This is a genomic window from Hominiventricola filiformis, assembly GCF_020686965.1.
GTDB lineage: Bacteria > Bacillota > Clostridia > Lachnospirales > Lachnospiraceae > Hominiventricola > Hominiventricola filiformis.
This window is the reverse complement of record NZ_JAJEPS010000001.1, coordinates 72,077-92,722: the sequence shown is the minus strand read 5'-3', so window position 1 is coordinate 92,722 and position 20,646 is coordinate 72,077. Positions and strand designations below refer to the sequence as shown.

General features: G+C 46.3%; 15 protein-coding genes. All 15 read left to right on the top strand.

The window, feature by feature from the left end:
- The first annotated feature begins 2 nt into the window (after positions 1-2).
- The 15 genes from dprA (at position 3) to LKD36_RS00320 (ending at position 20,498) form a co-directional block, all read left to right on the top strand.
- Positions 3-911, top strand: a complete 909-nt coding sequence (gene dprA, locus LKD36_RS00390; protein WP_308458233.1) for a DNA-processing protein DprA — start codon at positions 3-5, stop codon at positions 909-911.
- Positions 904-2,922: a type I DNA topoisomerase gene (gene topA, locus LKD36_RS00385; RefSeq protein WP_308458232.1), complete on the top strand. Its 2,019-nt coding sequence runs from the start codon at positions 904-906 to the stop codon at positions 2,920-2,922. The genes dprA and topA overlap by 8 nt, the downstream gene beginning before the upstream one ends.
- Positions 2,923-3,021: 99 nt before the next feature.
- Positions 3,022-3,816, top strand: a complete 795-nt coding sequence (gene codY, locus LKD36_RS00380) for a GTP-sensing pleiotropic transcriptional regulator CodY (RefSeq protein ID WP_308458231.1) — start codon at positions 3,022-3,024, stop codon at positions 3,814-3,816.
- A 115-nt stretch (positions 3,817-3,931) separates the two neighbouring features.
- On the top strand, positions 3,932-4,216 hold the full coding sequence (locus tag LKD36_RS00375) for a co-chaperone GroES (RefSeq protein ID WP_118769130.1): 285 nt from the start codon (positions 3,932-3,934) through the stop codon (positions 4,214-4,216).
- 33 nt (positions 4,217-4,249) lie between these two features.
- Positions 4,250-5,872, top strand: coding sequence for a chaperonin GroEL (gene groL / locus LKD36_RS00370; protein ID WP_118769131.1), 1,623 nt, complete (start codon positions 4,250-4,252; stop codon positions 5,870-5,872).
- Positions 5,873-6,059: 187 nt separating this feature from the next.
- Positions 6,060-7,514 (top strand): IMP dehydrogenase, encoded by a 1,455-nt coding sequence (gene guaB, locus LKD36_RS00365; protein WP_118769132.1) that lies wholly within the window; start codon positions 6,060-6,062, stop codon positions 7,512-7,514.
- Between the two features lie 181 nt (positions 7,515-7,695).
- Complete coding sequence (pyk, locus tag LKD36_RS00360) at positions 7,696-9,438, top strand: pyruvate kinase (protein WP_308458230.1); 1,743 nt, start codon at positions 7,696-7,698, stop codon at positions 9,436-9,438.
- 25 nt (positions 9,439-9,463) lie between these two features.
- Positions 9,464-10,453 carry an aromatic acid exporter family protein gene (locus LKD36_RS00355; protein ID WP_308458229.1) on the top strand — a complete coding sequence of 330 codons (990 nt, stop codon included), beginning with the start codon at positions 9,464-9,466 and terminating at the stop codon, positions 10,451-10,453.
- Positions 10,454-10,615: 162 nt separating this feature from the next.
- Positions 10,616-12,007, top strand: a complete 1,392-nt coding sequence (asnS, locus tag LKD36_RS00350; RefSeq protein WP_308458228.1) for an asparagine--tRNA ligase — start codon at positions 10,616-10,618, stop codon at positions 12,005-12,007.
- Positions 12,008-12,026: 19 nt separating this feature from the next.
- A complete protein-coding gene (locus LKD36_RS00345) occupies positions 12,027-12,440 on the top strand; it encodes a metal-sensing transcriptional repressor (RefSeq protein ID WP_308458227.1) in 414 nt (137 codons plus the stop codon).
- 211 nt (positions 12,441-12,651) lie between these two features.
- Complete coding sequence (gene nrdD / locus LKD36_RS00340; RefSeq protein WP_308458226.1) at positions 12,652-14,787, top strand: anaerobic ribonucleoside-triphosphate reductase; 2,136 nt, start codon at positions 12,652-12,654, stop codon at positions 14,785-14,787.
- Between the two features lie 77 nt (positions 14,788-14,864).
- A complete protein-coding gene (locus LKD36_RS00335) occupies positions 14,865-16,787 on the top strand; it encodes a DNA gyrase/topoisomerase IV subunit B (protein WP_308458225.1) in 1,923 nt (640 codons plus the stop codon).
- 12 nt (positions 16,788-16,799) lie between these two features.
- On the top strand, positions 16,800-19,040 hold the full coding sequence (locus LKD36_RS00330; RefSeq protein ID WP_118769139.1) for a DNA gyrase/topoisomerase IV subunit A: 2,241 nt from the start codon (positions 16,800-16,802) through the stop codon (positions 19,038-19,040).
- A 95-nt stretch (positions 19,041-19,135) separates the two neighbouring features.
- Entirely contained in the window at positions 19,136-19,648 is a 513-nt protein-coding gene (locus LKD36_RS00325; protein WP_118769140.1) for a sigma-70 family RNA polymerase sigma factor, read from the top strand.
- Positions 19,623-20,498, top strand: coding sequence for an RsiV family protein (locus LKD36_RS00320; protein WP_118769141.1), 876 nt, complete (start codon positions 19,623-19,625; stop codon positions 20,496-20,498). Before LKD36_RS00325 ends, LKD36_RS00320 begins: the two co-directional genes overlap by 26 nt.
- The last annotated feature ends 148 nt before the right edge of the window (positions 20,499-20,646 follow it).

The window sequence follows — 20,646 nt, the reverse complement described above, 5'->3', positions numbered from 1 at the left end:
TTATGAATGACATATATAATAGAAGAAACACGATTTTCTGTGTGGAAAGAGAATCCGACAGATATCCGGAAAAAATAGCGGTTCACAAAGGAATGCCCCGAAAACTCTGGTATATGGGCAGAATGCCGGATCCGAACCGCAAGAGTGTGGCAATCGTCGGAGCCAGAAGATCTACGGCTTATGGGAATGCTATGGCAAAACTTTTTGCAGAACATCTGGCCGAAGCCGGGGTGCAGATCATCAGCGGTATGGCATGGGGTATTGACAGTTATGCCCATGAAGGTGCGCTGAAAGCAGATGGAGATACATTTGCCGTGCTGGGATGTGGTGTGGATGTCTGCTATCCGGCCGGACAGAGGCATCTTTATGAATGTCTGAAGGAAAAAGGGGGGATACTGTCAGAACAGCCGCCCGGCCGTCCGCCGCTGGCAGGATTTTTCCCGGCAAGAAATCGGCTTATCAGTGCGCTTTCTGATCTGGTGCTGGTGGTAGAGGCAAGAGAAAAGAGCGGTTCCCTGATCACCGCGGATTTCGCATTGGAACAGGGAAAGGACGTGTGGGCAGTACCGGGAAGGCTGGGAGATGAGCTGAGCCGGGGCTGTCTGAACCTTCTGAAGCAGGGTGCCGGACTGGCAGACAGGCCGGATACCATTCTGGAAGCACTGGGAATTCAGAAAGAAAAAATAGTTTTGACGCAAAAAGACACAAAAATTTTACTTGCAAAGGAAGAGGATATCGTGTATAGTTGGATACGTTTACAACCGGCTGGTCTGGAAGACCTGATCGCAAAGACAGGATTTCCCGCTTCCAGAGTGCTTTCGGTCCTGACCGGACTGGAGTTGAAAGGCCTGATCAGGGAAGTTCAGAAGAATCATTATGTAAGGACGGATTTGAAGATTACAGATGGCTAAATATTTAGTAATTGTGGAGTCACCCGCAAAGGTGAAGACGATAAAGAAGTTTTTAGGCGCAAAATATGAGGTCATGGCATCCAACGGCCATGTGCGGGATTTTCCGAAGAGCCAGTTCGGAATCGACGTGGACCATGACTATGAGCCAAAATATATTACCATCCGCGGAAAAGGAGATATTCTTGCAGGACTTCGTAAAGAAGCGAAGAAGGCAGACAAAGTATATCTCGCAACTGACCCGGACCGTGAGGGAGAAGCAATTTCCTGGCATCTTTCCAAAGCCCTGGGACTGGACAGCAAAAAGATGTACCGGATTACGTTCAATGAGATTACGAAGACCGCAGTCAGAGAATCCATCAAGAATGCACGGGAAATTGATATGGATCTGGTGGATGCGCAGCAGGCGAGACGTATGGTGGATCGTATGGTGGGTTATCGGATCAGTCCGATTCTGTGGGCGAAGGTGAAGAGAGGTTTAAGTGCCGGAAGAGTACAGTCCGTAGCACTTCGGATCATTGCCGACAGGGAAGAAGAGATCAATGCATTTGTACCGGAGGAATACTGGAGTCTGGATGCACAGTTCCAGGTAAAAGGTGAGAGAAAAACCCTGGCTGCAAAGTTTTACGGAACTACTGAGGAGAAAATGGACATCCATTCCCGGCAGGAGATGGATCAGGTGCTTGCAGCAGTCAAAGATGCGGCTTTCCATGTGACAGATGTAAAGAAAGGGGAGCGCACCAAGAAGGCTCCGCTTCCGTTTACCACCAGTACTCTGCAGCAGGAGGCATCCAAGGTTTTAAACTTTTCCACATCCAAGACCATGCGTCTTGCACAGCAGTTATATGAAGGAATTGATATAGAGGGACAGGGAACGGTCGGTATTATCACCTATCTCCGTACGGACTCCACCCGTGTGTCCGAGGAGGCATCCCGGATGGCGACAGAATATATCAGCCAGACATATGGAGAAGAGTACCTGCACCGGGGAGAAACTAAGAAGAGTTCTGGTAAGAAGATTCAGGACGCCCATGAGGCAATCCGTCCTACGGATATCACCAGACTCCCGGCGGCTGTCAAGGACTCTCTTTCCAGAGACCAGTTCCGTCTCTATCAGCTGATCTGGAAACGGTTTACTGCCAGCTGCATGGCAGATGCAAAATACAACACCATGGCAGTGAAGATCGATGGAGGTGGATACCGGTTTACCGTATCTGCATCCACGGTTGCCTTTGATGGATTCATGTCTGTCTATGTACAGGATGAAGAGGAAAAAGGTGGCAGCATGAATCTCTTAAAGGAGCTTGGACCGGACAGCGAACTGACGCTTAAAGAACTGGAAGACAAACAGCATTTTACCCAGCCGCCCGCCCATTATACGGAGGCTGCTCTTGTAAAGACGCTGGAGGAGCTTGGAATCGGAAGACCGAGTACCTATGCGCCGACCATCAGCACCATTATTGCCCGCCGCTATGTGGCAAAGGAAGGAAGAAACCTGTATCTGACCGAGCTTGGAGAGGTGGTCAACAATATGATGAAGCAGGCTTTCCCGAGTATTGTGGAACCGGATTTCACGGCCAATGTGGAGTCTCTTCTTGACATGGTAGAGGAAGGAAAAGTCAGCTGGAAAACGGTAGTCAGCAATTTTTATCCGGATCTGGAGGAAGCTGTGAAAAAAGCAGAGGAAGATCTGGAGAAAGTACAGATTCGGGACGAAGTGTCTGATGTGGTCTGCGAGCAGTGCGGACGGAACATGGTAGTCAAATACGGACCGCATGGAAAATTCCTGGCTTGTCCTGGATTCCCGGAATGTCGGAATACCAAGCCGTATCTGGAGAAGATCGGCGTGAAATGTCCGAAATGCGGAAAAGAGGTTGTGCTCAGACGTTCTTCCAAAGGTCGGAAATTCTACAGTTGTGAAGGCTATCCGGACTGTGATTTTATATCCTGGAAACGCCCGGAAAATCCGACAGAAAATCCGGTTTCTGTCCCGGTAGAGAAGGAAAACAAATAATTTCTGAAAATGATTGAAATATACAGATAAATATGCTAAGATGCAAGGTGCGGCTGCGTGGGGCAGCTGCACTTTGTGCGTTTACAGGAGAGAGAAAAAATGAGTGTACAGTTATTAGACAAAACAAGAAAAATTAATAAACTTCTGCATAATAACAGCTCCAGTAAGGTTGTGTTTAACGATATCTGCCGTGTACTTTCCGATATTCTGGATTCTAATGTTCTGGTAATCAGTAAAAAGGGAAAAGTACTTGGTATCGGTGACTGCATCGGTGTGGATGAGATTCATGAGTTGATTGTGGATCAGGTGGGAAGTCTGATTGATCCACTGCTAAATGAGAGACTGCTCGGTATTCTTTCTACAAAAGAAAATGTCAATCTGCAGACTCTGGGGTTTGATACGGAAGATATCCGCAAATACCATGCGCTTGTAACTCCGATCGACATTGCAGGAGAGCGTCTTGGAACTTTATTTATGTACAAATATGAGAATGACTATGATATCGACGATATCATTTTAAGTGAATACGGTACGACCGTTGTAGGTCTTGAGATGATGCGTTCCGTTCATGAGGAGAATGCCGAGGAGATCCGCAGACAGCATATCGTACAGTCTGCAATCAGTACCCTGTCCGTGACAGAACTGGAAGCTATTCTTCTGATTTTCAAGGAAATGAAGGGAAATGAATGTACGCTTGTAGCAAGCCGTATTGCAGATAAAGCAGGCATTACCCGTTCCGTCATCGTCAATGCCCTGCGAAAATTCGAGAGTGCAGGTGTGATCGAATCCCGTTCTTCCGGTATGAAAGGCACCAATATCAAGGTAGTCAATGACTGCGTTTTTGAGGAACTGGAGAAGGCGGAAAAAAGCAGAGCCGTACTGAAAAAATATTAAAAAACCCATTGACATTTTCCTGCAATCATACTAATATAATGATCAAGGGTTAGCACTCAAGCAAAGTGAGTGCTAGCAAATGAATTTAGACTGTAGACAGACAGGAGGAATTATCATGAAGTTAGTACCTTTGGGTGACAGAGTTGTATTAAAACAGACAGAGAAAGAAGAGACCACCAAATCCGGAATCATTCTTGCAGCAAAAGCACAGGAGAAACCGGTAACGGCTGAGGTTATTGCCGTAGGACCTGGCGGAATGGTAGACGGAAAAGAAGTTACCATGCAGGTAAAAGTTGGCGATCAGGTAATCTACTCCAAATACGCAGGCAACGAAGTAAAGCTTGACGAGGAAGAGTATGTTATCGTAAAACAGAGTGATATTCTTGCAATTGTAGAATAAATATGATGTCAGTATGACAGGAGGAATATAGTCATGGCTAAAGATTTAAAATATGGCGTTGACGCCAGAAAAGCACTGGAAGCCGGTGTAAATAAACTTGCAGATACCGTTCGTGTAACGATCGGACCGAAAGGAAGAAACGTAGTCCTTGACAAACAGTTCGGTGCTCCGCTGATCACTAACGATGGTGTTACCATCGCAAAAGAGATTGAACTGGAAGATCCGTTCGAGAACATGGGCGCACAGCTGGTAAAAGAAGTAGCTACCAAGACCAACGATGTAGCCGGTGACGGTACTACGACCGCTACTGTTCTTGCTCAGGCAATGATCCACGAAGGAATGAAGAACCTGGAAGCAGGTGCTAACCCGATTGTCCTGAGAAAAGGTATGAAGAAAGCAACTGACAAAGCTGTAGAAGCAATCGCAGCTATGAGCAGCAAAGTATCCGGAAAACATCAGATGGCAAGAGTTGCAGCAATTTCTGCCGGAGATGACAAAGTAGGCGATATGGTTGCAGACGCTATGGAGAAAGTAGCGAACGACGGTGTTATTACCATCGAAGAGTCCAAGACCATGCAGACCGAGCTGGATGTAGTAGAAGGTATGCAGTTCGACCGTGGATACATTTCCGCATACATGGCAACTGATACTGAGAAGATGGAAGCAGTTCTGGATGATCCGTACATCCTGATTACTGATAAGAAGATTTCTAATATCCAGGAGATCCTCCCGGTACTGGAGCAGCTGGTACAGTCCGGTAAGAAACTGCTCATCATCGCAGAGGATATCGAGGGCGAAGCTCTGACCACTCTGGTACTGAACAAACTGCGTGGAACTTTCACTGCTGTAGGAGTAAAAGCTCCGGGCTATGGTGACAGAAGAAAAGCAATGCTGCAGGATATCGCAATCCTGACCGGTGGTACCGTAATCTCCGAGGAGATTGGTCTTGAACTGAAAGATGCTACCATTGATATGCTTGGACGTGCAAAATCTGTAAAAGTACAGAAAGAATCTACCGTTATTGTAGATGGTCTTGGCGACAAAGAGGCAATTGCTGATCGTGTTAAGACAATTAAAGCTGAGATTGAGAACACCAAATCTGAATTTGATAAAGAAAAACTTCAGGAGCGTTTTGCAAAACTGTCCGGTGGTGTAGCTGTTATCCGCGTAGGTGCTGCTACCGAGACCGAGATGAAAGAAGCAAAACTTCGTATGGAAGATGCACTGGCAGCTACCAGAGCAGCAGTTGAAGAAGGTATTATCTGCGGTGGTGGATCTGCTTACATCCATGCTTCCAAAGAGGTTGCAAAACTGGTTGATACGCTGGAAGGTGATGAGAAGACCGGCGGTAAGGTGATCCTGAAAGCACTGGAAGCTCCGCTGTTCCACATCGCTGTAAATGCAGGACTGGAAGGCGCTGTTATCATCAACAAGGTACGTGAGTCTGAAGTTGGTGTTGGCTTCGATGCTTACAATGAGCAGTATGTCAACATGGTAGAGGCAGGTATTCTGGATCCGGCTAAGGTTACCAGAACAGCTCTGCAGAATGCAACAAGCGTTGCATCTACATTCCTGACTACTGAGGCATGTGTTGCCAATATCAAAGAGCCGGTTCCGGCTGCTGCTCCGGCAGGTGGCGGAATGGGAATGATGTAATTTCCGAATTTTAAAGCTGCGGGTTTTCCCGCAGCTTTTTTCAGTTCCATCAGAAAACCCATTGACATTAAGTGACCGATCTGGTAGACTGTTTTAAACGTCATTAGATATTATTATTTTTACTAGAAGAAGAGGTACTTATTAATAATTCTAATAAAACAAAAATACAGGAAAGAGAGGAAAAGAGATGGGAAAAATTATCGGTGAAGGCATTACATTTGATGATGTTCTTCTTGTTCCGGCCTACTCAGAAGTGATCCCGAATCAGGTGAAGCTGGAGACATGGCTTACCAAAACGGTAAAACTGAATATTCCGCTGATGAGTGCAGGAATGGATACGGTAACGGAAAGCCGCATGGCAATTGCGATGGCCAGACAGGGTGGTATTGGTATCATCCATAAAAATATGTCAATTGAGGAGCAGGCGGAAGAGGTAGATAAGGTAAAACGTTCCGAGAACGGTGTTATTACGGATCCTTTCTCTTTATCTCCGGAACACACACTGGCAGATGCCGATGAGCTGATGGCAAAATACCGGATTTCCGGCGTGCCGATTACGGAAGGAAAGAAACTGGTTGGTATTCTGACAAACCGTGATCTGAAATTTGAGACTGATTTTTCCAAGAAGATTAAAGAGTCCATGACTTCTGAAAATCTGGTTACTGCTCCGGTAGGCATTACTCTGGAAGAAGCAAAGGTGATTCTCGGAAAAGCAAGAAAAGAAAAACTTCCAATCGTAGATAAAGATTTCAACCTGAAAGGTCTTATTACGATTAAGGATATTGAAAAACAGATCAAATATCCGCTGGCAGCAAAGGATGCACAGGGACGTCTTCTCTGCGGTGCAGGTATTGGCATTACAGCCAACGTTCTGGATCGTGCCAAAGCATTGATCGACGCTCATGTTGATGTGCTGGTACTGGATTCTTCCCACGGACATTCTGCAAATGTCATCCGTTGTCTGGATATGCTGAAAAATGCATACCCGGATGTGCCGGTTATCGCAGGAAACGTGGCAACCGGAGCAGGAACGGAAGCTCTGATCAAAGCTGGTGCAGACGCTGTCAAAGTTGGTATCGGACCTGGTTCTATCTGTACTACCCGTGTTGTATCCGGTGTGGGTGTTCCGCAGATCAGTGCAGTTATGGACAGCTACGAAGTAGCTGATAAATATGGAATTCCGGTCATCGCCGATGGCGGTATCAAATATTCCGGAGACATTACAAAAGCACTGGCAGCAGGTGCCAATGTCTGCATGATGGGAAGTATCTTCGCAGGCTGCGATGAGAGCCCGGGATCTTTTGAACTGTATCAGGGAAGAAAATATAAAGTATATCGTGGAATGGGTTCCATTGCCGCTATGGAGAACGGATCCAAAGACCGTTATTTCCAGAGCGATGCAAAGAAACTGGTTCCGGAAGGTGTGGAAGGACGTGTTGCATACAAGGGTTATGTGGAAGATACGATTTTCCAGCTTCTGGGAGGGCTTCGTTCCGGTATGGGTCTGTGCGGCGCACCGGATATCGAGACTCTGAAGACAAAAGCACAGTTTGTCAAAATTTCTGCAGCATCTCTGAAAGAGAGCCATCCGCACGATATTCATATCACCAAAGAAGCACCGAACTACAGTGTAAACGAATAATAACTGTGAAGCCAGTTGATAAAAAATTCCGGCAGGAGATTTCTCTTCCGGAATTTTTTACGTTGTTTTGACGATTTTTTAACACTCTTTTTGGTTGCAAAACCTGTAAGCTGATGTTACATTAGAAACGTGATAAGGAATGAAAAGAGTTTAAGAGAAATGGAAAGGACATGAAAGAAGTATGAGAAAGACAAAAATTGTATGTACACTGGGACCGGCAACTGATGATGAGAACGTAATGCGCCAGTTGATGCTGGAAGGAATGTCCGTGGCGCGAATGAATTTTTCCCATGGAAGCCATGAGGAACAGAAAAAAAGACTGGATATGGTGAAAAAACTCCGGAAAGAACTGGGACTCCCGGTGGCAGCACTCCTGGATACCAAGGGACCGGAGATCCGTATTGGAGATATTGAGGGCGGCAAAGTCGAACTGAAAAAAGGACAGACATTTGTTCTTACGACAGAAGATATTGTTGGAAATGCAGAGATAGTAAGCATTACTTATAAACAGCTTTACAAAGATGTAAAACCGGGAGATTCCATCCTGATTGATGATGGACTCATCGGCATGGAAGTGCAGAAAATCGAAGGAGAAGAGATTGTCTGCCAGGTGAAGAACGGCGGTTTCATCTCCAACCACAAGGGTGTCAATGTTCCGGGCGTGGAACTGAAGATGCCTTTTGTCAGCCAGAAAGATTATGAGGATATCGTGTTTGCGGCTGAGCAGGATTATGATTTTATTGCTGCTTCCTTCACAAGAACGGCAGATGATATTCTGGAGATCCGTAAGATTCTGGAAGAAAAAGGCGGACAGTACATTCATATTATTGCGAAGATTGAAAATATGCAGGGAGTGGAGAACTGTGAGGAGATTCTGCGCGTGGCAGACGGTATCATGATAGCCCGTGGTGATATGGGTGTGGAGATTCCGCTGGAGGAAGTGCCGGTTATTCAGAAAAAACTGATTCGTATGGCGCTGAAAGCGAGCAAACCGGTTATCACCGCGACCCAGATGCTGGATTCTATGATCAAGAACCCGAGACCGACCCGTGCAGAGACCTCCGACGTGGCAAATGCCATCTATCAGGGAACCGGTGCCATCATGTTGTCGGGTGAGACGGCTGCAGGTGCATATCCGATCGAGGCAGTGCGCACCATGGCAAGAATTGCAGAGCGTACCGAGAAGGATATTGATTATTCCAGAGAGTTCAAACCAAGACGTCTGGCAGAGCGTCCGGATGTGACCAATGCCATTTCCCATGCAACCTGTACGACTGCCATGGATCTGAATGCAGCAGCGATTGTTGCCGTAACTAAATCCGGTCGTACCGTTGGCCGAATTGCAAAATACCGTCCCTCCTGTCCGATTATCGGATGTGCAACCCATTCGAGGGTATGCCGTCAGCTGAGCCTGATGTGGGGCGTTATTCCGGTAGAAATGCAGGAAGAAGAGACAGCAGATGATCTGTTTGACCATGCAGTGAAACTGAGCGAGGATAAGAAACTGATTTCCAGAGGTGATCTGGTTGTCATTACCGCAGGCGTACCGCTGGGACTCTCCGGTACGACCAATATGTTGAAAGTCCAGGTGGCAGGAAATACGCTGCTCACCGGAAGAGGATGCAATGCATTGAAGGCCTCCGGAAATATATGTGTCTGCAATTCCGCAGATGATCTGGCAAAGAACTTCCGTCCGGGAGATATTGTGGTTGTATCTGCAACCAATAATGACATGATGCCGCAGCTCAAAGATGCCGCAGGTATCATTACCGAGCAGGGAGACCGGTATTCCCATGCGGCCATTGTCGGTATTGCGCTGGATATTCCGGTTATTACCGAGGCGAAGAATGCAACCAGAATTCTGAAATCCGGTACGTTTGTGACTATGGATTCCGAGCAGGGTCTGGTATACAGCGGACGATAATGAATATAAAATAACAGGAGTTTTCATGGGTTCACACAAATACAGGAGACTTTTACTGAAAGCGCTGAAAATAGCGGCTGGAAGCGGTATGGCGATTATAGCGGCAGAACTCCTGGGTCTTTCCTATGCCACATCGGCCGGGATTATTACCCTTCTGACTGTACAGGACACGAGACAGGATACGATTCAGTTGACAGTTGACAGAATTCTGTCCTTTCTCCTGTGCGTGGGGCTGATTTATGCATGCTTTCATTTTCCACCGGCAGGGTGGGTGAACTATATCGTATATATCTTACTGATGGTAGTATGCTGCTGCCTTTTCAACTGGCAGAATACCATTTCGGTCAATGCGGTAATGGGTACACATTACCTGATGACGCCGGATTACAGCCTGAATTTCGCATTGAATGAGTTGACTCTGATCCTGATTGGAACAGGCCTGGCACTGGGAATGAACTGGCTGATGCCAAGCTACCGGAAGAAAATCCGGGAGGATGTAAAGACGGCAGAGCAGGGCATGAAAAGGGTTCTGACTGAGATGGCGGAGTATCTGGAGGAGAGAAAGTCTTCCGGGGATGTCTGGGTGGATCTGGATGATCTGGAAGAAGTCCTTCATGATGGTCTCCGACATGCCCATGAGCAGGTGGATAATACGCTTGGAGAAGAGGATTACTACTATGCAGATTATCTGGAGATGAGGCTTCAGCAGTGCTCCATGCTGCAGACGCTTCGAAACAGTGTGATAAGGATCCGGAAGGTACCAAAGCAGGCGGTCTATGTAGCCAGGTATCTGGAGTATTTGTCAGAATGTTCTGCGGAGAAAGATTCTCCGGAAGAACAGCTCTGGAAACTGGAAGAAGTGCTCGATCAGATGAATCTGGAAGCATTGCCGAGAACCAGGGAGGAATTTGAAAACCGGGCAATTCTGTTTCATGTACTGATGGATCTGAGAGAATTCCTGGAAGTGAAACAGCATTTTCTGGAGGCTCATCCGAGACATCCGGATACAATGTGACGAAATATGGGAAAAATTGATGCATGCAGGCAAAAAGACTGCATGCATTATTTGCGTATGGCGGGGAAGTATGTTATAATGGGCGTTAGCTATAAGCGGCGGGCAAAAGATGCCAACGGACACGCCGGTAATTTTTATGAACAGAAGGGGATATAAAAAGAAATGAAACTGATAACCGTTCGTGAATTATATAAAAACAGAGAAGCTTATCTTGACAAAGAGATTACCGTAGGCGGATGGGTACGCAGTATCCGAGATTCCAAGAGCTTTGGTTTCCTGGTGCTTCATGATGGTACCTTTTTTGAGACACTGCAGGTGGTATATCATGACACCATGGAGAATTTTGCACAGATCGGCAAGTTGAACGTAGGTGCAGCCGTTATTGTAAAAGGAACACTGGTGGCTACCCCACAGGCAAAACAGCCTTTTGAGATTCAGGCAGCAGAGGTAACGGTAGAGGGTGCTTCCGCACCGGATTATCCGCTGCAGAAAAAGCGCCATACCCTTGAATATCTGCGTACCATGACCCATTTAAGACCGAGAACCAATACGTTCCAGGCTGTTTTCCGGGTAAGATCGCTGACTGCATATGCGATTCATAAATTTTTCCAGGAGCAGGGATTTGTCTATGTACACACGCCACTGATCACTGGAAGTGACTGCGAAGGTGCAGGAGAGATGTTCCAGGTAACTACCATGGATCTTAACAACATTCCGAAAACAGAGGATGGAAAAGTAGATTACAGCAAAGACTTCTTCTGCAAACCGACGAACCTGACTGTTAGCGGACAGTTAAACGGTGAAACTTATGCACAGGCATTCCGCAATATCTATACATTTGGGCCGACCTTCCGTGCGGAGAATTCCAACACTACCCGTCATGCAGCTGAGTTTTGGATGATCGAGCCGGAGATGGCATTCGCAGATCTTGACGACAATATGGAGATGGCAGAGGCAATGCTCAAATATGTCATCCGCTATGTGCTGGAAAATGCTCCGGAGGAGATGAATTTCTTCAATTCCTTCGTAGACAAGGGACTTCTTGACCGCCTGAATCATGTACTGAACTCCGAGTTCGGACATGTAACCTATACAGAGGCTGTGAAGATTCTGGAAGAGAATAATGATAAATTTGATTATAAAGTATCCTGGGGATGCGATCTTCAGACAGAGCATGAACGCTATCTGACTGAACAGGTATTCAAGCGTCCGGTATTTGTAACAGATTATCCGAAGGAAATCAAGGCATTCTATATGAAAGCCAATGAAGATGGCAAGACCGTAGCTGCCATGGACTGTCTGGTTCCGGGTATCGGCGAGATCATCGGCGGAAGCCAGAGAGAGGATGATTACGACAAACTGGCAGCACGTATGGACGAGCTGGGACTTGATAAAGAGCAGTATGGTTTCTATCTGGATCTTCGGAAATATGGTTCTACTCATCATTCCGGATTTGGTCTTGGATTTGAGCGTTGTGTGATGTATCTGACCGGTATGGGAAATATCAGAGACGTGATTCCGTTCCCGAGAACCGTAAAGAATTGTGATCTGTAATCATAAGGAGGCGGCAGGCATGTCAGAAGAGCATACACATACTCATGTTGCTCCAGACGGCACAGTGTATGAGCACATTCATACCCACGAGCACGAGGAGCAGGGCCATGATCATCATGAGCAGGGACATACCCATGAGCATGAACATTCGCATGCTCACGGACATACCCACACGCATGCGAATACAAAAGCAGTGCTGAACCGGCTGTCCCGTGCTATCGGGCATCTGGAATCCATCCGGAGAATGGTGGAAGAAGGAAGGGACTGCAGCGAAGTATTGATTCAGCTTTCTGCGGTAAAATCGGCGATCAATAACACCGGAAAGGTCATTTTAAAAGACCATATTGAACATTGTCTGGTGGAGGCGGTGGAATGTGGAGACATGGAAGCCATTGCCGATCTGACTGAGGCAATTGACCGGTTTATGAAATAACCGGATGCGAAAGATAAGGCGCAGCTCTCTTTGTCAAGAGGGCAGCGCTTTCTTTTTCAAGTTTGTGAAATATAGCAGAATTTCGAAAAAGATTCTTGTAGAGTTTTCAGCGTCATTGCGACTTGCATATTCGAAGTGGTTGGTATATACTTTTAATCAACATATCGATTTGATAGAGAAAAAAAACACAAGATATAGTAGGGGTGAGCGGATGTTATACGTAGTCAAAAAAGACGGGACAAGAGAGATTTTTAACGTTGAAAAGATTGTGAATGCAGTGAATAAGTCTGCAGCACGTATATTATATAAATTTTCAAGAGCAGAGATTCAGTTTATCTGTGAATTTGCTCAGGAACAGGCAGAATCGCTGGGCAAGGAAAATATTGATATTCAGGATATGCACAACATTGTGGAGGGTGCTCTCGACCGTGTAAACCCTGCAGTGGCAAAGAGCTACCGGGATTACCGGAATTATAAAAAAGACTTTGTCCATATGATGGATGACGTTTATACCAAGAGCCAGTCTATTCGCTACATTGGAGATAAAAGTAATGCCAATACGGACAGTGCTCTGGTAGCTACCAAGAGAAGCCTGATCTTCAATGAGCTGAACAAGGAACTGTACCGGAAGTTTTTCATGAACCGGAACGAGCTGCAGGCCTGCAGAGACGGTTATATCTATATTCATGACCAGTCTGCACGTCTGGATACCATGAACTGCTGTCTCTTTGATATTGCAAGCGTGCTTACTGGCGGTTTTGAGATGGGTAATGTGTGGTACAACGAGCCAAAGACCCTGGATACCGCATTCGATGTCATGGGAGACATTATTTTAAGTACCGCAGCCCAGCAGTACGGCGGATTTACCGTGCCGGAAGTGGATAAGGTGCTGGCACCCTATGCAGAGAAGAGCTATAAGAAATACAGGGAAGAATTCCTGAAATATACCGATCCGTCATGGGAAGGCACAGAGGAAAAGGCAGAAGAATATGCCATGAACAAAGTCCGCCGTGATTTTGATCAGGGATGGCAGGGAATTGAATACAAACTGAACACTGTTGGTTCTTCCAGAGGAGATTATCCCTTCGTGACCGTGACCATGGGTCTTGGACAGGAACGATTCGCAAAAATGTGTAATATTTCCCTCCTTCAGGTGCATCAGGGAGGACAGGGCAAACCGGGCAATAAAAAACCGGTATTGTTCCCGAAGATCGTATTCCTCTATGATGAGGCTATTCACGGAAAAGGTGGCTGCTGCGAAGATGTCTTTGAAGCAGGACTGGAGTGTTCCTCTAAGACCATGTACCCGGACTGGCTGTCCATGAGCGGAGAGGGTTATATTTCTGAAATGTACCAGAAATACGGCAGAGTCATCAGTCCTATGGGATGCCGTGCATTCTTAAGTCCCTGGTACGAGAGAGGCGGCATGAAGCCGGCGGATGAAAATGATAAGCCGATTTTCGTGGGACGTTTTAATATCGGTGCGGTCAGCCTTCATTTGCCGATGATTCTGGCTCAGTCCCGCTCTGAAAACCGGGATTTTTATGAAGTGCTGGATTACTATCTGGAGATGATCCGAAACCTTCATATCCGCACTTATGATTATCTGGGTGAGATGAGGGCATCCACTAACCCGCTGGCTTACTGCGAGGGTGGTTTCTACGGCGGACACTTAAAGCCGAGTGATAAGATTAAGCCTCTTCTGAAACCTATGACCGCTTCCTTTGGCATCACTGCCCTTAATGAGCTGCAGGAGCTGTACAATGGAAAATCCATCCGTGAGGATGGAGAGTTTGCCCTGGAGGTTATGAGATACATTAACAAGAAGGTCAACGAGTACAAGGAAGAGGACGGTATTCTCTATGCGATCTACGGAACCCCGGCAGAGAGTCTGTGTGGCCTGCAGATTGAACAGTTCCGTAAGAAATACGGTATCGTGGAAAATGTATCTGACCGCCCGTATGTGAGCAACAGTTTCCACTGCCATGTAACGGAAAATATGACACCTATCGAGAAACAGGACAAAGAAGGACGGTTCTGGGAGCTGTGCAATGGCGGAAAGATCCAGTATGTCCGTTATCCGGTAGGATATAATAAAGAAGCCATCCGTACTCTGGTGCGGAGAGCCATGAAGAAAGGGTTTTATGAAGGCGTGAACCTGTCTCTGGCCTACTGCGATGACTGTGGGTATCAGGAACTGGATATGGAGGTCTGCCCGAAATGCGGAAGCAGGAATCTGACCAAGATCGACCGCATGAACGGATATCTGTCCTATTCCAGAGTAAAAGGTGACACCCGCCTCAACAAAGCGAAGATGGCGGAAATCGCAGAACGTGTTTCCATGTAAATAATGTAAAATTTCAGTAACTGCCGCAGATCGATATCCTTCTGCGGCTCTGCTGTGTTATAAAGGAGTAGAAAAATATGGCAAAAAGCAGCACCTATGATGCGGACAGTATCTCTGTCCTGGAGGGACTGGAAGCAGTTCGGAAGCGTCCCGGTATGTACATCGGAAGTGTTTCTACCAAAGGCTTGAATCATCTCATTTACGAGATTGTAGATAATTCAGTGGATGAACATCTGGCAGGCTTCTGCAGCCAGATCGAGGTGTATCTGGAAAAGGATGGTTCCTGCACGGTGGCAGATAACGGCCGGGGAATTCCGGTAGGCATGCATGCGAAGGGAATGTCAGCAGAACGTCTGGTATTTACGACACTTCATGCAGGCGGAAAATTTGATGATTCCGTATATAAGACTAGCGGTGGACTTCATGGAGTAGGTTCTTCTGTGGTCAATGCTCTGTCCACCTATCTGGATATTGAAGTATCCAGGGACGGTTATATCCATCATGACCATTATGAAAGAGGAAATCCAACGATTGAACTGATCGATGGTCTGCTTCCGATCATCGGAAAGACAAGAAAGACCGGAACAAAGATTAACTTTCTGCCGGATCCGGAGATTTTTGAAAAAACTCGTTTTAAGGCAGAGGAAGTCAAGAGCCGCATGCATGAGACGGCCTATTTGAATCCGGAACTGACCATCATTTTCGAAGACCGGAGAGGTTCGGAAGTAGAACATATCGTATACCATGAGCCGGACGGGCTGGTAGGATTCGTAAAGGATCTGAATAAATCCCAGGAAGCACTTCATGATGTGGTCTATTTCAAGGGGGAGAGTGACGGCATCACTGTGGAAGCAGCATTTCAGTATGTAAATGAGTTCCATGAAAATGTTCTTGGATTCTGCAACAATATTTATAATGCAGAGGGTGGCACCCATATTACGGGATTTAAGACGGTCTTTACCACTGTGATCAACTCCTATGCCAGAGAACTGGGGGTCTTGAAAGACAAAGATGTGAACTTTACCGGAGCAGACGTCAGAAATGGTATGACGGCAGTTATCTCCATCAAGCATCCGGCACCTAGGTTTGAGGGACAGACCAAAACCAAACTTGACAATCAGGATGCATCCAAGGCCACTGCGAAGGTGACGGGAGAAGAGATTCAGCGGTATTTTGACCGGAATCTGGAGACCTTAAAGACGGTCATTGGCTGCGCTGAGAAAGCGGCGAAGATCCGAAAAACAGAGGAACGTGCAAAAACCAACCTTCTGACGAAACAGAAATTTTCCTTTGATTCCAATGGAAAGCTGGCCAACTGTGAGAGCCGGGATGCTTCCAAATGCGAGATTTTTATCGTGGAGGGAGATTCGGCAGGCGGTTCTGCCAAGACGGCAAGAAACCGGACCTATCAGGCCATTCTTCCCATTCGCGGTAAGATTCTGAACGTGGAGAAGGCAAGTATCGACAAGGTGTTGGCCAATGCGGAGATCAAGACCATGATCAATGCCTTTGGCTGCGGATTCTCCGAGGGATACGGAAATGACTTCGACATTACAAAGCTTCGTTACGACAAAATTATTATTATGGCCGATGCGGACGTGGATGGCGCCCATATCAGTACGCTGCTTTTAACCTTGTTCTACCGCTTTATGCCGGAATTGATCTATGAGGGACATGTGTACATTGCCATGCCGCCCCTTTATAAAGCCATGCCATCGAGAGGCAAGGAAGAATACCTCTATGATGACAAGGCCCTGGAAAAATACAGAAAGAAACATACCGGTGCGTTTACCCTGCAGCGATACAAAGGTCTCGGTGAGATGGACGCTTCCCAGCTGTGGGAGACGACCATGGATCCGGAGCACAGAAGACTCCGCCTGGTGGAGATCGAGGACGCCAGACTGGCTGCCTCTGTAACAGAGATGCTGATGGGAACGGAAGTGCCGCCAAGACGGAAATTTATTTATGACAATGCGGTTGACGCAGAGCTGGATGTGTAAGGAGGACTTTTCATGAGTGAAGAAATGATTATCAAAACAGAATATTCTGACATCATGCAGAAGTCCTATATCGACTATGCCATGAGTGTCATTGTAGCCCGCGCTCTGCCGGATGTGCGGGATGGTTTAAAACCGGTACAAAGAAGAACTCTCTACGATATGCATGAGCTGGGCATCCGCAGTGACCGCCCCTACCGTAAATGTGCCCGTATTGTCGGCGATACGATGGGTAAATACCATCCCCATGGAGACAGCTCCATCTATGAAGCGTTGGTTGTGATGAGCCAGGATTTCAAGAAAGGACTGCCTCTCATTGACGGCCATGGAAATTTTGGTTCCATCGAGGGAGATGGTGCCGCAGCAATGCGATATACAGAAGCCCGTCTTCAGAAAGTCAGCGAGGAAGCTCTGCTGGCAGACCTTGATAAAGACATTGTGGATTTTGTGCCGAACTTTGATGAGACGGAGAAAGAGCCAGGTGTCCTTCCGGCGAGAATTCCCCATCTTCTCATCAATGGAGCCGAGGGAATCGCAGTTGGTATGTCCACCAGCATCCCGCCTCATAATTTGAGAGAAACTATTGACGCTATGGAAGCCTATATGAAGAATCCGGAACTGACTGTGGAACAGCTGCTCACGATCATGCCGGGACCGGATTTCCCTACAGGCGGCATCGTGGTAAATAAAGACGAGCTTCCGGAGATTTACCGGACCGGTGCAGGAAAAATCAAGATCCGCGGACGTGTTGAAGTGGAAAAACTAAAAGGCGGGAAAGAACAGCTGGTGATTACGGAAATTCCCTATACGATGATCGGTGCTAACATTGGAAAGTTCTTAAACGATATCGGAAGCCTTGTGGAGAGCAAGACGACTACAGACATCGTGGATATTACCAACCAGTCTTCCAAGGAAGGCATCCGCATTGTACTGGAACTGAAAAAGGGTGCGGACACGGAGCAGCTCACGAACATGCTCTATAAGAAAACCAGACTGGAAGATACGTTTGGTGTGAATATGCTGGCAGTTGCAGATGGAAGACCGGAAACTCTGGGTCTAAAACAGATCTTCGATCAAGTCATTGATTTCCAGTTTGAACTGAACACGAGAAAGTACAAAACGCTGTTAAATAAAGAACTGGATAAGAAAGAAATCCAGGAAGGCCTTATCAAAGCCTGTGATGTGATTGATCTGATTATAGAAATTTTAAGAGGCAGCCGGGATCTGAAAATGGCAAAAGGCTGTCTCATGAGTGGTGCGACGGAAGGAATCCGTTTTAAATCAGAGCAGTCAAAAGCGCAGGCAGAGAAACTTCGTTTCACGGAACGTCAGGCAACGGCGATTCTGGAAATGCGGCTCTATAAGCTTATTGGTCTGGAGATCGAGGCTCTCATGAAAGAACATGATCAGACCATGAAAAATATTGCCCGCTATTCCGAAATTCTTAACAATTATGATGAGATGCAGAAAGTGATCATTGCGGATCTGGAACGTTATAAGAAATCCTATGGAGAAGAGCGGAAGACAGACATTGTCAACGCCCAGGCAGCGGTCTATGTGGAGAAGAAGATCGAGGAGATGCCGGTGGTATTTCTTATGGACCGGTTTGGTTACTGCAGAACAGTGGATACAGCTACCTATGAGAGAAATAAGGAGGCTGCTGACAGCGAAAGCCGTTATGTGCTTACCTGCCGCAATACGGACCGACTTTGTCTCTTCACGGACACCGGAAAAATGTACACGGCAAAAGTACAGGAGCTGCCCTATGGAAAATTCCGTGACAAGGCATTTCCGATTGATAACTACAGTAACTTTGACAGTGCACAGGAACGGATTGTCTGCGTGAGCAGCATGGAAGACCTGATTCTTGGCACCATGCTCTTTGTGACCAAATACGGCATGACCAAGACTGTCAGCGGTTATGAATATGACGTGCGTACCAGAACCAGTATGGCGACCAAGTTAAATGAAGGAGACGAGGTGCTCTATGCCGGATTGGTGGGAGATCACACCCAGCTGGTGCTCCAGTCTGTGGAAGGATTTTTCCTACGGTTCCCTGTAGAAGAAATCCCGGAGAAGAAGAAGGCAGCCATCGGCGTACGTGCCATGAAGCTGTCTGCCAAAGATCATCTGGAAGAGGTGTATGCACTGGCAGATGGAGAAGAACGGAATATTCTTTATAAAGAAAAAGAAGTAGCACTGCAGAAACTGAAAAATGGAAGCCGGGATCAGAAAGGAACGAAGATCCGGGTGTAGAAAGAAAAAGAAGAAAAGAGTTTCACGGATTCGTGAAACTTTTTTCTGTATACGAGGGTCTAATAGATAAAAGAAAATGAAAGGAGGAGATAAATATGAAAGCTTCAGAAAAAGAGGCGCTTGTGCATGAGTGCCTGGTAAAGAATTATGAAAAATATTATAGAATGGCTTACAGCTATGTATTTTGTGAGCAGGATGCGATGGATATCGTTCAGGAAGGCGCTTATCGGGCAATCCTGAAAAGTGATCTTTTAAAACAACCGGAATATGTGGATACCTGGATCTGTAAGATTGTGATAAATGAGGCATTACGCTTCTTGAAGAAAAATAAACTGGCATCCGTAGACATGGAAAGCTTACCGGAGCAGGGAAAAGAAGACGAAGTGGAAGACATAGATCTTCAGAGAGCGTTAGAAAAACTGGATAATCAGGAACGGGCAATTGTCGTGCTGCGGTATTTTGAAGAAGAAAAACTGGAAAATATTGGAAAAACCATGAATTTGAATGTGAATACAGTGAAAAGCAGACTCTACCGGGCTATGGATAAATTAAAAAAATATATGGAAACAGGAGGGGCGGAATATGGGAAACTGGAAAAAGGAGTATGAGGAAATTAAAGTGCCTGAGAATATGAAAGAGCGGATGGAAGCATCTATAGCGAGAGCTAAAAAAGATAAGAGAAAAGTAAAAAAAGTAAAATTATGGAAAACATGTACAAGTGCAGCAGCGGTACTGGCCATTGTGCTGATCCTTCCAAATACGAGTCAGACAGCAGCGGCAGCCATGCAGCAGATTCCACTTCTGGGAAATCTGTTTAAAATCACAACCGTAAGAGAATATCAGGTGGACGAAGAACGGAATATGGCCAATGTAAAAGTGCCGCAGGTAGAAGTGCAGGATAGTACAGATGGGAATACGGATACCGATACGGCAGCACAGGCAAAGAAATCTGCAGATGCCATCAATTTTGATATTGAAGAGGAAACTAACAAACTCATTGACGAGTTCAAAGAGAGTATGAAAAATGAAGAAGGTTACCAGGATATTTATATCGACAGCAAGGTACTGACAGACAATGACAGACTTTTCTCTCTGGAACTCATCCTTTATCAGGGAGCTGGCAGCGGTTATGAGCAGCACAAACATTACACGGTAGATAAACTGACCGGAAAAGAGCTGACTCTCAAAGATCTGTGTGGAAATGACTACGTGGATACCATCAGCGAAGAAGTGAAGAAACAGATGAAGGAGCAGATGGCAACAGACGAGAGCGTGAAGTACTGGCTGGATGATCCGGATGTACCGGAGTGGAACTTCGACAAGATCGCAGAAGATCAGGATTTCTATGTGGATGCAGAAGGCCATGTAGTAATCTGCTTCAACGAGTATGACGTAGCACCGGGTTCCATGGGATGTGTGGAATTTACCATGCCCCAGACTGTAACCTTGAATGAATAATAAATCTATCTGTTGTAAAAGCCGGGTTTTTGGAAAAAGAACCCGGCTTTAGGAATATTTAAGAGAAATTCAGAAGATTTTCCGGCGGAAGTGTAGTAAAATAAAAAATAATCACGTTTGTATTAATGTAAATGCATTTACCGGAGGA

Coding starts and splice junctions, on each gene's coding strand:
- LKD36_RS00325 (WP_118769140.1), top strand. CDS start 19,136: ATGAAAGCTTCAGAAAAAGAGGCGCTTGTGCATGAGTGCCTGGTAAAG.
- topA (WP_308458232.1), top strand. CDS start 904: ATGGCTAAATATTTAGTAATTGTGGAGTCACCCGCAAAGGTGAAGACG.
- LKD36_RS00330 (WP_118769139.1), top strand. CDS start 16,800: ATGAGTGAAGAAATGATTATCAAAACAGAATATTCTGACATCATGCAG.
- pyk (WP_308458230.1), top strand. CDS start 7,696: ATGAGAAAGACAAAAATTGTATGTACACTGGGACCGGCAACTGATGAT.
- nrdD (WP_308458226.1), top strand. CDS start 12,652: ATGTTATACGTAGTCAAAAAAGACGGGACAAGAGAGATTTTTAACGTT.
- asnS (WP_308458228.1), top strand. CDS start 10,616: ATGAAACTGATAACCGTTCGTGAATTATATAAAAACAGAGAAGCTTAT.
- LKD36_RS00375 (WP_118769130.1), top strand. CDS start 3,932: ATGAAGTTAGTACCTTTGGGTGACAGAGTTGTATTAAAACAGACAGAG.
- LKD36_RS00355 (WP_308458229.1), top strand. CDS start 9,464: ATGGGTTCACACAAATACAGGAGACTTTTACTGAAAGCGCTGAAAATA.
- codY (WP_308458231.1), top strand. CDS start 3,022: ATGAGTGTACAGTTATTAGACAAAACAAGAAAAATTAATAAACTTCTG.
- groL (WP_118769131.1), top strand. CDS start 4,250: ATGGCTAAAGATTTAAAATATGGCGTTGACGCCAGAAAAGCACTGGAA.
- LKD36_RS00345 (WP_308458227.1), top strand. CDS start 12,027: ATGTCAGAAGAGCATACACATACTCATGTTGCTCCAGACGGCACAGTG.
- guaB (WP_118769132.1), top strand. CDS start 6,060: ATGGGAAAAATTATCGGTGAAGGCATTACATTTGATGATGTTCTTCTT.
- dprA (WP_308458233.1), top strand. CDS start 3: ATGAATGACATATATAATAGAAGAAACACGATTTTCTGTGTGGAAAGA.
- LKD36_RS00335 (WP_308458225.1), top strand. CDS start 14,865: ATGGCAAAAAGCAGCACCTATGATGCGGACAGTATCTCTGTCCTGGAG.
- LKD36_RS00320 (WP_118769141.1), top strand. CDS start 19,623: ATGGGAAACTGGAAAAAGGAGTATGAGGAAATTAAAGTGCCTGAGAAT.